General features: G+C 66.9%; 14 protein-coding genes. 11 read left to right on the top strand and 3 right to left on the bottom strand.

Going from position 1 to position 13014, the window contains the following annotated elements; translation table 11 throughout:
• Positions 1–115: 115 nt before the first annotated feature.
• Genes ACZ2IA_RS07965 through ACZ2IA_RS07955 form a run of 3 tightly spaced genes read right to left on the bottom strand, consistent with a single transcriptional unit; the run spans position 116 to position 2155 of the window.
• On the bottom strand, positions 116–1054 hold the full coding sequence (locus ACZ2IA_RS07965; protein ID WP_470292036.1) for a homoserine kinase: 939 nt from the start codon (positions 1052–1054) through the stop codon (positions 116–118).
• An 11-nt stretch (positions 1055–1065) separates the two neighbouring features.
• Positions 1066–1407 carry a DUF2782 domain-containing protein gene (locus ACZ2IA_RS07960; protein WP_470292035.1) on the bottom strand — a complete coding sequence of 114 codons (342 nt, stop codon included), beginning with the start codon at positions 1405–1407 and terminating at the stop codon, positions 1066–1068.
• A 19-nt stretch (positions 1408–1426) separates the two neighbouring features.
• On the bottom strand, positions 1427–2155 hold the full coding sequence (locus ACZ2IA_RS07955; protein WP_470292034.1) for an LOG family protein: 729 nt from the start codon (positions 2153–2155) through the stop codon (positions 1427–1429).
• 19 nt (positions 2156–2174) lie between these two features.
• On the opposite strand from ACZ2IA_RS07955, the gene polA reads away from it, so the two are divergent.
• The 11 genes from polA to ACZ2IA_RS07900 all read left to right on the top strand — a co-directional run bounded on the left by polA (position 2175) and on the right by ACZ2IA_RS07900 (position 12928).
• The gene (gene polA / locus ACZ2IA_RS07950; RefSeq protein WP_470292033.1) at positions 2175–4964 is read left to right on the top strand and encodes a DNA polymerase I; all 2790 of its coding nucleotides are present in this window, start codon (positions 2175–2177) and stop codon (positions 4962–4964) included.
• A gap of 139 nt (positions 4965–5103) precedes the next feature.
• The gene (locus ACZ2IA_RS07945; RefSeq protein WP_470292032.1) at positions 5104–5658 is read left to right on the top strand and encodes a GspH/FimT family pseudopilin; all 555 of its coding nucleotides are present in this window, start codon (positions 5104–5106) and stop codon (positions 5656–5658) included.
• On the top strand, positions 5648–6061 hold the full coding sequence (locus tag ACZ2IA_RS07940; protein WP_470292031.1) for a hypothetical protein: 414 nt from the start codon (positions 5648–5650) through the stop codon (positions 6059–6061). The genes ACZ2IA_RS07945 and ACZ2IA_RS07940 overlap by 11 nt, the downstream gene beginning before the upstream one ends.
• A complete protein-coding gene (locus tag ACZ2IA_RS07935; protein WP_470292030.1) occupies positions 6058–6927 on the top strand; it encodes a prepilin-type N-terminal cleavage/methylation domain-containing protein in 870 nt (289 codons plus the stop codon). Before ACZ2IA_RS07940 ends, ACZ2IA_RS07935 begins: the two co-directional genes overlap by 4 nt.
• Entirely contained in the window at positions 6915–7673 is a 759-nt protein-coding gene (locus ACZ2IA_RS07930) for a pilus assembly PilX family protein (protein WP_470292029.1), read from the top strand. Before ACZ2IA_RS07935 ends, ACZ2IA_RS07930 begins: the two co-directional genes overlap by 13 nt.
• Positions 7674–7687: 14 nt before the next feature.
• Entirely contained in the window at positions 7688–8098 is a 411-nt protein-coding gene (locus tag ACZ2IA_RS07925) for a type IV pilin protein (RefSeq protein WP_470292028.1), read from the top strand.
• Between the two features lie 69 nt (positions 8099–8167).
• Positions 8168–9373: a multidrug effflux MFS transporter gene (locus ACZ2IA_RS07920; RefSeq protein ID WP_470292027.1), complete on the top strand. Its 1206-nt coding sequence runs from the start codon at positions 8168–8170 to the stop codon at positions 9371–9373.
• Between the two features lie 172 nt (positions 9374–9545).
• Positions 9546–10091 carry an iron transporter gene (locus ACZ2IA_RS07915; RefSeq protein WP_470292026.1) on the top strand — a complete coding sequence of 182 codons (546 nt, stop codon included), beginning with the start codon at positions 9546–9548 and terminating at the stop codon, positions 10089–10091.
• A gap of 309 nt (positions 10092–10400) precedes the next feature.
• Positions 10401–10724: a cupredoxin domain-containing protein gene (locus tag ACZ2IA_RS07910; RefSeq protein ID WP_470292025.1), complete on the top strand. Its 324-nt coding sequence runs from the start codon at positions 10401–10403 to the stop codon at positions 10722–10724.
• A gap of 9 nt (positions 10725–10733) precedes the next feature.
• Positions 10734–11567, top strand: a complete 834-nt coding sequence (locus ACZ2IA_RS07905) for an FTR1 family iron permease (protein WP_470292024.1) — start codon at positions 10734–10736, stop codon at positions 11565–11567.
• Positions 11564–12928 carry a 4Fe-4S binding protein gene (locus ACZ2IA_RS07900; RefSeq protein ID WP_470292023.1) on the top strand — a complete coding sequence of 455 codons (1365 nt, stop codon included), beginning with the start codon at positions 11564–11566 and terminating at the stop codon, positions 12926–12928. The genes ACZ2IA_RS07905 and ACZ2IA_RS07900 overlap by 4 nt, the downstream gene beginning before the upstream one ends.
• Positions 12929–13014 lie beyond the last annotated feature (86 nt).

Genomic DNA, 13014 nt, shown 5'->3' with positions numbered 1-13014 from the left:
AGCCGCTAACAAAACGAGGCGCTGCCGAGTTTTGTTAGCGGCTCTAAAACGGCTTTTCGGCCAAGCTTGCCGGTGGGCAGCTTGGCCGAAGCAGGCGGGCTGGAACCGGGTGAGCTTACAGCCAGAAGTCCTGACGCGCGCGGTGGTGGGCGATCAGCCGCTGGAACACCGTCGGGTCCTTGAGGAAGGTCAGCTCGCCGTCGGCCGGGTGGTGGAAGTCCAGCAGCCGCGACACCCAGAAGCGCAAGGCGCCGGCGCGCAGCATCACCGGCCAGGCCTTGCGCTCGTCGGCGTTGAACGGGCGCACCGACTGATAGCCGGAGAGCAGTGCGCGGGCGCGGACCGGATCGATGTCGTCGTCGGCGCCGCGCGCCCAGTCGTTCAGCGCGATCGCCACGTCGTAGAGCAGGAAGTCGTTGCAGGCGTAGTAGAAGTCGATGAAGCCGGCGATCTTGTCGCCGTCCATCAGCACGTTGTCCTTGAACAGATCCGCGTGGATCACACCGCTCGGCAGGTGGGTGTAGCGGTGGCTGTCCTGGTAGTGCACTTCCTCGCGCAGCATCGCCGCATCACTGGCCGGCATCTTGTCGTACAGCGCCGCGGCGGTCTTGCTCCACCAGATCGGGCCGCGCGGGTTGTCCATCTTGTGGCGGTAGGTGGCGCCAGCCAGATGCATCTGCGCCAGCATCTCGCCGAGCGCGTGGCACTGCGCCGGGGTCGGCTCGGCGACATCGCTACCTGACAGGCACGACACCAGACAGGCCGGCTTGCCTTCCAGTAGCGAGGCGAACGCGTCGGTATGGTCGGCCACCGGCGCCGGGCAGGCGACGCCGTGCCGCGCCAGGTGGCTCATCAGCTCGAGGTAGAACGGCAGCTCCTTGAGCTCGAGCACTTCGAACAGCGTCAGCACGTAACGGCCGTGCGTGGTGGTGACGAAGTAGTTGGTATTGGTGACCCCGGCGGCGATGCCCTTGAGCTCGACCAGCTCGCCGAGCGAATAGTGGGTCAGCCAGTCGGCCAGCGCCGACTCGGAAACGGAGGTGTAAACCGACATGCCTACTCCGCTCAGAAACGCTTCAATACCCACTTCGGGGTGATGATCCGTCGGTTGGGATTGACCTGTTTCAGTTGGCCGTTGCCTTCCTCATCGATCAGGTAATAGGCCGGGCCCACCGCCGGGGTCACCTTGACCATGTAGAGCTGGCCGTTCAAGCGGTATTCCTCGAACTTCTCATTGCCCTTCTGGATGATGCGCACTTCCGGCTCCGGACCCGTGCCGTCGTCGGTGACGGTCGGCGGCGGCGGCACCTCGGCCTTGGGGGGAGTAGCGGGGCCCGGCGCCGGGGTGGCGGCGAGGGCGGGAATCGCGACCGAGGCGAGCAGGGCGGCAAACAGCAGGCGACGCATGGTGAATCCTTGATGGGGGTTACAAGTTGAGCAGTTGCTCGCGTTCTTCCGGCAGCGCGTCGAAGCCGCGTTTCTCATAGTGGCGGAAAATCGCCTCGACGATTTCGAGCGGGTCGTCGATCAGCAGGATCAGGTTCAAATCGTCCGGGTTGACCAGCTTTTCGCCGACCAGCCGCTCGCGGAACCAGTTGATCAGGCCTTCCCAGAACGGCTTGTGCACCAGGATGATCGGGATCTTACGGCTCTTGCCGGTCTGGATCAGCGTCAGCGCCTCGAACATCTCGTCCAGCGTTCCGAAGCCGCCGGGCATCACCACGTAGGCGATCGCGTGCTTGACGAACATGACCTTGCGCGGGAAAAAGTGGTTGAACTTTACACTCAAGTCCTGATACTCGTTGGGCTTTTGTTCGTGCGGCAGCACGATATTGAGGCCCACCGACGGGCTCTTGCCGTAGTAAGCGCCCTTGTTGGCGGCTTCCATCACGCCGGGGCCGCCGCCGGAAATCACCGAGAAGCCGGCGTCGGACAGACGGCGGGCGATCTCTTCGGTGAGTTTATAATGCGGATGGTCGCGGGGGGTGCGGGCGCTGCCGAAGATGCTGACGGCGGGATGGATGCCCTGCAGTTCTTCACCCGACTCGACGAGTTCCGACACAACCTTCAGTACATGCCACGCCTCGCGTGAGCGGAACCGTTGCATGGCCTCGTAGCGGTCGCTTGCTTGCGGCAGTTTCTCGAACAAGCTCATAGCGTTTGCCCTTTTTATTATGAAAACATTGTTATTGATCGACGGCTCTTCTTATCTGTATCGGGCGTTCCATGCGATGCCCGACCTGCGCTCTCCCGAGGGGCAGCCGACCGGGGCGATCTACGGCGTGGTCAACATGCTGCGGCGGCTGGAGAAGGACGTGCAGTTCGATTATAGCGCCTGCATATTCGACGCAAAAGGCAGGACCTTCCGCGACGACCTCTATCCGGAATACAAGGCGAACCGGCCGTCGATGCCCGACGACCTGCGCGAGCAGATCGCGCCGGTGCACCAGCTGGTCGAGGCGCTCGGCTGGCCGCTGTTGGCGGTGGAGGGGGTCGAGGCCGACGACGTGATCGGCACCTTGGCGACCTTGGCCGAACAGCAGGGCTTCCGCGTGGTGGTGTCCACCGGCGACAAGGACATCGCGCAGCTGGTGACGCCGAACGTGACGCTGGTCAACACCATGACCAGCGAGACGCTCGACGAGGCCGGCGTGGTCGAGAAGTTCGGCGTGAAGCCGGCGCAGATCATCGACTACCTGACGCTGATCGGCGACAAGGTCGACAACGTGCCGGGCGTCGACAAGTGCGGCCCGAAGACCGCGGTGAAGTGGCTGGAAGCGTACGGCTCGCTCGACGGCGTGATCGCGCACGCCGCCGAGGTGAAGGGCGTGGTCGGTGACAAGCTGCGCGAGGCGCTGCCACGGCTGGACCTGTCGCGCGAACTGGTCACGATCAAGCGCGACGTCGACCTGTCCGAGGAACTGCCGCACGGTCTCGACGACCTGGCGCACCGGCCGCGCGACGCGGCGACCCTGGCCGACGCGTTCCGTACCCACGGCTTCCGCAGCTGGCTGAAGGAGGCCGAGCAATGGTTGGCCGAGAGCGGCGCCGCGCCGGTTTCGGCCAACGTCGACGAGCCGCAGACCGACCTGTTCGGCGAGGCGACCGAGGCTGTTCCGGACCCGGCTCCGGAAGTCCGCGCGGTCAAGGCGGAGCTCGAGCGCGATTACCGCTGCGTGCTGACGCCGGCGCAGCTCGACGAGCTCTTGACCGGCCTCGCCAGTGCACCGGTCGTCTCGTTCGACACCGAGACCACCAGCCTCGACCCGTTCGCGGCGCGGCTGGTCGGCATGAGCTTCGCGTGGCAGGAAGGCCTCGCCTACTACCTGCCGCTGGCCCACCACTACGCCGGCGTGCCCGAGCAGCTCGACTTCGACGCGACGCTGGCGGCGCTGAAACCATGGCTGGAAGACGCCGGCCGGCCCAAGCTCGGCCAGAATCTCAAATACGACCGCCACGTGCTCGCCAACCACGGCATCGCCTTCGCCGGCGTGGTCGACGACACGCTGTTGCAGTCGTACGTGATCGAGAGCCATCTCACCCACAATATGGACGACCTGGCCGAACGCCACCTGGGCGAGACCACCATCAGCTACGAGGAGATCTGCGGCAAGGGCGCCAAGCAGATCGGCTTCGCCGAGGTCGATCTCGACACCGCCACCCGCTACTCTGCCGAGGATGCCGACATCACCTTGCGCCTCGATCATGCTTTGAAGCCGCAGCTGGTCGATCGGCTGATGAACGTCTACCGCGACATCGAGCTGCCGGCGTCCGACGTGCTGTACGCGATGGAGCGCACCGGCGTGCTGATCGATCGCCAGCAGCTGGCGGCGCAGAGCCACGAGCTCGGTCTGCAACTGGTCGAGCTGGAGCAGCAGGCGTACGAGCTGGCTGGCCAGCCGTTCAACCTGAATTCGCCCAAGCAGCTGCAGGAAATCCTGTTCGGCAAGCTCGGCATCGACACCAAGGGCGTCAAGAAGACCCCGTCCGGCGGCTACTCGACCGACGAGGGCGTGCTGGAGAAGCTGGCGCTCGACCACCCGCTGCCCAAATTGATTCTGCAGAACCGCGGCCTCGCCAAGCTCAAGTCGACCTATACCGACAAGCTGCCGCAGCAGATCAACCCCGACACCGGCCGGGTGCACACCACCTATTCGCAGGCGGTGGCGGTGACCGGCCGGCTCGCCAGCACCGACCCGAACCTGCAGAACATCCCAGTGCGCACCGGCGAGGGCCGTCGGGTGCGCGAGGCGTTCATCGCCTCGCCCGGCCACAAGATCGTGTCGGCCGACTACTCGCAGATCGAGCTGCGCATCATGGCGCACCTGTCCGGCGATGCCGGCCTGCTCGCGGCGTTCCAGAGCGGCGAGGACATCCACCGGGCGACCGCCGCCGAGGTGTTCGGCGTGGCGCTCGACGCGGTGTCTGCCGACCAGCGCCGCGCCGCCAAGGCGATCAACTTCGGGCTGATCTACGGCATGAGCCAATATGGGCTCGCCGCGCAGTTGGAGATCGACAACGCCCAGGCCAAGCAATTCATCGACCGCTACTTCATGCGCTACCCGGGCGTCGCCGAGTATATGCAGCGCACCCGCGATGCGGCGCGCGAACAGGGCTATGTCGAGACGGTGTTCGGCCGCCGCCTGTATCTGCCGGAGATCCGCTCCAGCAACGGCGCGCGTCGCGCCGGCGCCGAGCGCGCGGCGATCAACGCGCCGATGCAGGGCACCGCCGCCGACCTGATCAAACTGGCGATGATCAAGGTGCACGCGTGGCTGGCCGAACAGGGACTCAACTCCAAGCTGATCATGCAGGTGCACGACGAACTGGTGCTCGAGGTGCCGGATGCCGAGCTGGAACTGATCAAGCGAGAACTGCCGCGGCTGATGGCCGCCGCCGCCGAACTGGCGGTGCCGCTGCTCGCCGAAGTCGGTGCCGGCGACAGCTGGGAGGCGGCGCACTGAGCCGTATTTGCCGTAACGACGCCGGGGTTCTCCCGGCGTTTTCTCTTTACGCCTAGTAATTTCACGTATTCACAGACCCCGCTAGTGCCTCGTATCGTCAAGGTTTATCCATTTGGCATTGATGGCGATGCGGCTCGGCTTGTCTTTCCCCGATGGTTTCACCCTGATCGAGCTGCTGCTGGTGATCGCCTTGACGGCGATACTCGCCACGCTGGCGGTGGATGGCCAGGCCCCCTTGCGTGCTCGCCACCGGCTGGCCTTGCTCGGCCAACAGCTGGTGGGCCAGCTGCATCACGCTCGCAGCGACGCCTTGCGCACCAACCGTCCGGTCTACCTCTGCGCGCTCAACGCCAAGAGCAATCTCGACCTGCAAGGCTGCCTCGCCACGCGCCGCCAGGGCGGGTACGTCTGGGACGAGGGGGCGCTCGCCTACGCGGACAACCCGCTCGCCGCCGGCAACCATCTCGCTCGATACGACTCGGGTGAGCGGCTGCGCGCGGTGCAGTTCGGCGACGGCATCGCGGTGGCGACACCGGTGCGCCAGCTGGTGTTCGGTGCCGACGGCCGCCTGGCCGAGCCGGCCGTGTTCCGGCTGCGTGACCTGGCGACCGGGCTGTGCCGCAGCGTGCGGGTATCGAGCGCCGGCCGGGCGCGGGTCTGCACCGGCGGCGAGGCGGGCTGCGATGTCTGCTGAGCGCGGCTTTTCGCTGATCGACTATCTGGTCGCCTGCGCGCTGGTGACCGGCGGCCTCTATGCGCTGGCTGCGACGCAGCTGCGCACCCATGCCCAGCTGCGCGAGGCGGAGCAGCAGGCATTGGTGGCGCTGCACGCCGAGGCGCTGCTGGAAGCGTTGCATTCGGGAGTCGCGACCGGGGAGGCACTGGCGACGTTCCGCCAGGAGCTGCAGCCGGCCTTCGGCGACGGCGCCGTGCGCGCCGAACTGTGCCCGGAACAGGACTTCGCCGCGCCGCCCAGCTGGCAGGCGCTCGGCTGCGACGCCAGTGGCGCACTGACGCTGAAGGTGGTGTGGCGGCTGGCCGGCCGCGCCGGTGGCACGCAGCGCCACGGCGCCTACCAGCTCAGGGTCGCGCCATGAATAGGCCGCAGCGGGGGATGTCGCTGCTCGAACTGATGCTGGCGCTCGCGCTGGCCATGGCGCTGCTCGCGGCGGTGCTGCCGGTGTTTCTCGGAGCCCTCCGGCTCGCTCTGGCGCAGGAACAGCAGCAGGCGGTGCAGCAGGACGCCCGGCTGGCGCTGGCCGCACTGGCGCGCGACCTGCGCATGGCCGGCCACTTCGGCTGCGCCAGCCTCGGCGCAGGCACCACGCTCGCCGGCAGCATGCCGTGGGCCGGTCCGGCCGGCTTCAGCGCCGACGGTGATGTGCTGCGGCTGCAATACGGCCAGGCGGGTGCGGTGCTGACCACGCTGGAGCGCGACGCCAGCGGCCTGCAGCTGCGCCGTCTCGGCGCCCGGCTCACCGACGGCAGCGCTCGGCTTGGCGAGGCGCGGTTTCTGGCGCTGGCGAGCTGCCAGCGGGTAGACCTGCTCGATGCGGCGGCCGCGGGACACCGGGTCGGCGACGATGGCTACAGTCTGAGCCTGTCCGGGGCGGCGATCCCCTTGGCCAGCGACAGCACGCCGGGCCATCCAATCGAGCAGCTGGAACTGCTGCGACTGGTGTCGCGGGCCTACGTGGTGGGGCGCTACGGTGGGCGGCAGGGCCTCTTCCTGTTCGAACTGGGCGACAACGGCAACTGGCAGGGACCGATCGAACTGGCGCCGGGCGTGACAGCGCTGACGGTGGAGACGATCCGATCGGGCGACTGCGCCGCCGCCCGGCTCTGGCAGGTGACGCTGGAAATCGGCGGCCAGGATGGTCCGCCGCCCGGCGACGGCAGCGTGCTGCAGCGCCGCTACCGCACCCGGGTGGCCGGCCGGGGAGGGACGGGATGCTCGGCCTGAGCGGACAGCGCGGCTCGACGCTGCTGGCGATTTCGCCGCTGTTGATGGTGATGGGCTTGATGGTGGGGGCCAGCAGCCAGCGGCTCGCCACCGAGCGGCGCATCGCGGCCAACCAGGCCGACCGTCAGTATGCCTTTCAGGCGGCCGAGCTGGCGCTGCAGCATGCCGAACAGCAGGCGGCCCGACTCGATCACGAGCTCGGCATCGCCCTGCGCTCGGACGCCGCGCTGTTCGGCGCCACCGGCCTGTTCAGCGACGACTGCCGTAACCCGGCCAACCCGGCGGGCTGGCAGAGCGGCTTGTGCCGGCCGGCCCAGTCCGGTCAGCCGGACCGCGAGCCGCCGTGGCAGCGCGTGGTGACGCTAGGCGGTCGGCGCTGGCCGCTGTTGCATCCGTGCGGCCATGCCCGCGAACTGGTGCTCGACGGTGTCGCCGGCACGCGCTGCAACACCGGCGACGTGCTGTCCGGCGGGGCGTTATGGGCCAACCCGCGTTACCTGGTCGAGCTGCTGCAGCGCGACTACCGCGACGGCAGCGGCCGCGCCGGGCGGCTGTATCGCGTCAGTGCGCGCGGCTGGGGGCGCAACCGCTACAGCCAGGCGACGCTGCAAAGCTATCTGCTGATCCCGGAAAGCGCGGCTGAACGAGCCGCCCGGCTCGGTAGCGGGCCTTCGGCCAACGGGCCGATCGCTGCCCTGTCCGTGGCCGGCTCGCCGCTGCGGCTCGGCTGGCGCGAATTGTTCTAGTGAAGGGGAACCCCATGGCTCATCGCGGCTTCAGTCTGATCGAGTTGTTGATCGCACTGGCGATCATCGCCAGTCTGGCGACGCTGGCCTATCCGTCGTATCAGGATCATCTGCGGCGCAATCGCCAGGCCGAGGCGCGCGGTGCCCTGCTCGAGGCCGGCTTGTTCCTCGAGCGCTGGTACGCGGAAAAGGGCGGCTACAAGCTAAGCTCGACCAGCTGGCCGGCCTTGCCCGGCGACGGCACCGAGTTCTACGCGATAGCCTTCAACGCCACCGCCAAGAACGCGGACGACGGTGAGTACCGGCTGCGCGCCACGCCGCGTCCCGGCCAGGAATGGCTCGGCGTCGAGTACCTTGAGCTCGACCAGGACGGCAATCTGCGGCTGTGTGAGGATCTGGCGAGTGGGCGGCGCTGCCGGCATTGAGCCCGCTATAGCCAGCACCCCTCGATCGACGGTAACCTGCGCGATTGTCTCCTTGCTGATTTTCAGGCCATGCCCGCATTCACCCCCCGACGCCAGCTCGGCCTCGCCCTGTTGCTCGCCGCGCTGTCGGCGATCGGCCCGTTTTCGATCGATACCTTCCTGCCGGCGATGCGCGCGATCGGGTCTAGCCTCGGCGCCAGCCCGGTGGCGATCCAGCAGGCGCTGACCGTCTACCTGTTCTTCTACGCGCTGATGATGCTGTGGCACGGTTCGATTTCCGACGCGGTCGGGCGCCGGCCGGTGGTGCTGGTGACGACGCTGCTGTTCGGCTTGACCTCGATCGGCTGCGCACTGGCGCCCAATCTGGAGACGCTGCTGGTGCTGCGCGCGGTGCAGGGGCTGTGCGGCGGCGCCGGGCTGATCGTCGGCCGGGCGGTAATCCGCGACTGTTTCGACGGCGCGGCGGCGCAGCGGATGATGTCGCAGGTGACGATGCTGTTCTCCTTGGCGCCGGCGATCGCGCCGGTGGTCGGCGGCTGGCTGTTCGGCGCGTTCGGCTGGCACGCGATCTTCCTGTTCATGGCGCTGGTCGGTTTTGGGCTGTTTGCGCTGTCCTGGTTCGGCTTGCCGGAGACGCACCCGCACAGCCGGCGCCAGCCGCTCGCCTGGCGGCAGCTGCTGGCCAACTACCTGAAGGTCGGCCGAACCCCGGCGTTCTTCCTGCTGGCCGCGGCGGTGGCACTCAACTTCGCCGGCTTCTTCGTCTATATCCCGTCGGCGCCGGTCTTCCTGATGCAGCACCTGCATCTCGGGCCGGAACAATTCCTCTACATGTTCGGCCCGGCCGTGTCCGGCATCATGTTCGGCGCCTGGCTGTCCGGGCGGATGGCCGGCCGACGCGGCGCGCGAGAGACGGTGACGATAGGCTACGCACTGATGCTGGCGGCGACGCTCGCCAACGTCGGCTACAACCTGTTCTTCCCGGCGAGCCTGCTGCCCTGCGTGCTGCCCCTGGCGCTCTACACTACCGGGATGTCGCTGGTGGCGCCGACGATCACCCTCAATCTGATGGACCAGTTCCCCGAGCTGCGCGGCACCGTGTCATCGCTGCAGGGCTTCGGCCAGACCATGCTCGGCAGCCTGGTCGCCGGGGTGATCTCGCCGTTGGTGTGGGACAGCCCACTGACCTTGGCGCTGACGATGGCGAGCTTCCTGCTGCTCGGTAGCGTGGCGCTGTTCGGCTACCGCCGGCACATGGCCACACTGCGCGGCTGACGCGGCCGGCGGCGAAATCCGGAATGAATATTAATAACGCCCGTTTGTATCGGCATGCAAATGCGAGTTATTATTCTTCCCGTTCTCAGTTCGATCTGAGTCCGACCGGTCGATAAGAACCCTGCCGCCTTGCGACGGCACTCAGTAAAAAATATTTCCCAAGGATATCGATATGAATCGCGTTGTCGCACGCCTCTCCCTGCTGACGCTGGCGCTGGGTGTCAGCACCGCCGCCATGGCCACCGAATACCCGATCGGCAAGCCGCAGATCAAGAACGGCATGGAAGTCGGCGCCGTCTACCTGCAGCCGACCAAGATGGAACCGGAAGGCATGATGCGCAAGGCTGAAGAGTCGGACATCCACCTGGAAGCCGACATCCACGCCGTGGCCAAGAACCCGAACGGCTACGCCCAGGGCGACTGGCTGCCGTACCTGGTGGTGAAGTACGAAGTGGCTAAGGTCGGCAGCAACCAGGTGATCAAGGGCGAGATGATGCCGATGGTGGCGTCCGACGGCCCTCACTACGGCGACAACGTGAAGCTGGCCGGCCCGGGCAAGTACAAGGTGAAGTTCTCGGTGCTGCCGCCGAGCGCCAACCAGCACGGCCACTTCGGCCGTCACGTCGACAAGGAAACCGGCGTGGGCCCGTGGTTCAAGCCGTTCGACCTGAACTACGAATTCGTCTACGCCGGCATCGGCAAGAAGGGCGGTTACTAAGCGCCAGGCGGCTGGCCGGGTCAGAGTGCCTGAGTGGGATGGGCGTCGAACCAGTTCGACTGGCTGTGCCCTGGTTCTGGGCGCCGCCTGTCTGATTCACCCCCACCCCTTCCGTCCCCGCCCGTCGGCGGGGAAACCTCGCTTCGCTCGTCAGTGCTCCGGAGCGAGGAGGGCAGCCGCTGAGCTGTTTACCAAAAGTTACAAACAATCGTATCGCTTATGATAATGCGAGGCGTTATCATATTTGTGATAAGACGACAGCGTTGGCCACTGCCGGCGCTGTTTTGCATTGGACATAAGGAAAACGTCATGCGGAACTGGTTGATCGCCCTGTTGCTTGCGGCCCCCTTGGTCGCGCAGGCCGCCGACCTGCCGACTTTCAAACTCGAGATGAAGGACGGCAAGCTGATCCCGATGCGCATCGAAGTGCCGACGGGTCAGAAATTCGTGCTCGAAATCCACAACACCGGCAAGATCCCGGTCGAGTTCGAAAGTCTGCAGCTGCGCAAGGAAAAGGTGCTGGCGCCGGGCGCCTCCTCGTTCGTGGTGATCGCACCGTTGCAGAAGGGCGAATACAAGTTCTTCGATGACTTCCACCAGGCGACCACGCAGGGCGTGATCGTCGCCAAGTAGGAGCGCGCGATGGGACAGGTCATTTTCGTGATGTGGCGCGAGAGCGTCGAGGCGCTGTTGGTGATCGGCATCCTGCACGCCTGGCTGTCGAACAACGCCGAGGCGCAGGGCGGCAAGCGCTACCTGTGGGGCGGCGTGCTGGCCGGCCTCGCGATCGCCGGCCTGTTGGCGGTGGGCTTCTTCGAGGCCAGCGAGTTCCTCGGCGATGCGCAGGACTACTTCCAGACCGCGATGGTGCTGATCGCCGCCGCGCTGATCGTGCAGATGGTGTACTGGATGCGCAAGCACGGCCGCACCCTGAAGAAGGAACTGGAGACCGGGCTGACCGAGAACGCCCGCCACCAGAACTGGTGGGGCGTGTTCGTGCTCGCCGCGCTGGCGGTGGCGCGCGAGGGCAGCGAGGCGGTGGTGTTCCTGTACGGCCTGATCGCCGGTGCCGACGGCTCGACCCTGCTGTCGATGGGCGGCGGCGCGGTGCTGGGCCTCGCGCTGGCGATCGGCACCTACTGGCTGCTGCAGGTCGGCGGCTCGGCGATGGGCTGGCGGCTGTTCTTCAAGGTATCTGAAGTGCTGCTGTTGCTGCTCGCCTCGGCGATGCTGGTCAACGGCGTCGACCGCTTGATCTCGATGGATGCGCTGCCGGCGCTGGTCGACCCGATCTGGGACAGCTCGGCCTTGCTCGATGACAGCACCATGTTCGGCGGCCTGATCGCCACGCTGACCGGCTACCGTGCCCACCCGGCGCTGACGACGCTGCTCGCCTGGCTCGGTTTCTGGGTCGGCGTGTGGTGGCTGCTCAGGAGCGCCGCGCCGGCGCCGCAGAAGAAGGCGGCCCAGGCATGAAGCCGGCACTGGCGGCCTACGGCAACTGGCTGCGCGAGCACCAGTCGTGGCTGCGTACCATCCAGTGGGTGGTGGTGCTGCTGTACGCGGTGCTGATCCTGGTGCCGGTGTTCATGCCGCTGCCTGACGACTCGGCACGGATGGTCGACAATCTGACCGTGTTCGCCCAGTTCGTGTTCTGGGGCATCTGGTGGCCGTTCGTGCTGGTGTCGATGGTGCTGTTCGGCCGACTGTGGTGCGGCGTGCTGTGCCCTGAGGGCGCGCTGTCCGAATGGGCGGCGCGGCATGGCCGCGGCCGGCCGATCCCGCGCTGGATGCGCTGGGGCGGCTGGCCGTTCGTCGCCTTCGTGCTGACCACCGTGTACGGCCAGATGGTCAGCGTCTACCAGTACCCGAAGGCGGTGCTCTTGGTGCTGGGCGGCTCGACCGTGGCGGCAATGGTGGTCGGTTACTATTACACCCGCGGCAAGCGCGCCTGGTGCCGCTACCTGTGCCCGGTGAACGGCGTGTTCGAGCTGCTCACCAAGCTCGCGCCTATGCACTACAAGGTCGACGAGCAGAAGTGGAAGCACTCGCTCGATATCGGCATCCGCATCCAGGCGGTGGATTGCGCGCCCTTGCAGCCGATCCGCCACATGAAGGGCGGCAGCGGCTGCCACATGTGCGGGCGCTGCAGCGACCACCGCGGCGCGGTCGAGTTGGCGGCGCGGCCGTTCGGCGAGGAAGTGGTCGAGGTGGCCGAGAAGGAGGCGACCCACTGGCAGACGCTGCTGATCGTGTTCGGCCTGTTGGGTGTGGCGATCGGGGCGTTTCACTGGACGGTCAGCCCGTGGTTCGTCACCGCCAAGCAGTGGGCGGCCGAATGGCTGGTCAACCGCGAGATCTTCTGGCCGCTCGACGACAACGCGCCGTGGTGGCTGTTCACCCACTACCCGGAGCTGAACGACAGCTTCACCTGGCTCGACGGCGGCCTGCTGATCGGCTACATCTTCGCGACCGCGGCGGTGATGGGCTCCGCGATCAGCGCCTGTCTCGCGCTGGCGGTGGCGGCAGCCGGGCGCTGGAGCACCCGGCGTTTCCACCATCTGGCGCAGGCGCTGATTCCGCTCGCCGGCTGCGGGGTGTTCCTCGGCCTGTCGGCGACCACGCTGTCGCTGCTCAAGCACGAGGGCGTGCAGGCCTACTGGGCCAACAACCTGCGCCTGGCGCTGCTGGCCGGTGCGACGCTGTGGTCGCTGTGGCTGGCGGCCAAGATCGCCGCGCGCTGGGGCGGCGGCCGCGCCTGGCTGGCGCTCGTGCCGTTCCTCGGCACGCTGGCGACCGTCGGCGCCGCCTGGGGTTTTATGTTCTGGTGGTGGTAGGGTTGGCCAAAAGGCAGGGAGAGAACCGCGGATACGATCCACGGTTTTTTTTTGTAACTTGATTCGGCCAACGTAGTGGAGGCTGT

The organism is Crenobacter sp. CS_VA4, assembly GCF_055597485.1.
This window is presented reverse-complemented; position numbering and strand designations above follow the sequence as displayed.

Excerpts from the sequence above, each read along its gene's own strand:
- ACZ2IA_RS07905 (WP_470292024.1), top strand. The coding sequence starts at position 10,734 with ATGGGACAGGTCATTTTCGTGATGTGGCGCGAGAGCGTCGAGGCGCTG.
- ACZ2IA_RS07925 (WP_470292028.1), top strand. The coding sequence starts at position 7,688 with ATGGCTCATCGCGGCTTCAGTCTGATCGAGTTGTTGATCGCACTGGCG.
- ACZ2IA_RS07955 (WP_470292034.1), bottom strand. The coding sequence starts at position 2,155 with ATGAGCTTGTTCGAGAAACTGCCGCAAGCAAGCGACCGCTACGAGGCC.
- ACZ2IA_RS07965 (WP_470292036.1), bottom strand. The coding sequence starts at position 1,054 with ATGTCGGTTTACACCTCCGTTTCCGAGTCGGCGCTGGCCGACTGGCTG.
- polA (WP_470292033.1), top strand. The coding sequence starts at position 2,175 with ATGAAAACATTGTTATTGATCGACGGCTCTTCTTATCTGTATCGGGCG.
- ACZ2IA_RS07930 (WP_470292029.1), top strand. The coding sequence starts at position 6,915 with ATGCTCGGCCTGAGCGGACAGCGCGGCTCGACGCTGCTGGCGATTTCG.
- ACZ2IA_RS07935 (WP_470292030.1), top strand. The coding sequence starts at position 6,058 with ATGAATAGGCCGCAGCGGGGGATGTCGCTGCTCGAACTGATGCTGGCG.
- ACZ2IA_RS07915 (WP_470292026.1), top strand. The coding sequence starts at position 9,546 with ATGAATCGCGTTGTCGCACGCCTCTCCCTGCTGACGCTGGCGCTGGGT.
- ACZ2IA_RS07940 (WP_470292031.1), top strand. The coding sequence starts at position 5,648 with ATGTCTGCTGAGCGCGGCTTTTCGCTGATCGACTATCTGGTCGCCTGC.
- ACZ2IA_RS07900 (WP_470292023.1), top strand. The coding sequence starts at position 11,564 with ATGAAGCCGGCACTGGCGGCCTACGGCAACTGGCTGCGCGAGCACCAG.
- ACZ2IA_RS07920 (WP_470292027.1), top strand. The coding sequence starts at position 8,168 with ATGCCCGCATTCACCCCCCGACGCCAGCTCGGCCTCGCCCTGTTGCTC.
- ACZ2IA_RS07960 (WP_470292035.1), bottom strand. The coding sequence starts at position 1,407 with ATGCGTCGCCTGCTGTTTGCCGCCCTGCTCGCCTCGGTCGCGATTCCC.
- ACZ2IA_RS07910 (WP_470292025.1), top strand. The coding sequence starts at position 10,401 with ATGCGGAACTGGTTGATCGCCCTGTTGCTTGCGGCCCCCTTGGTCGCG.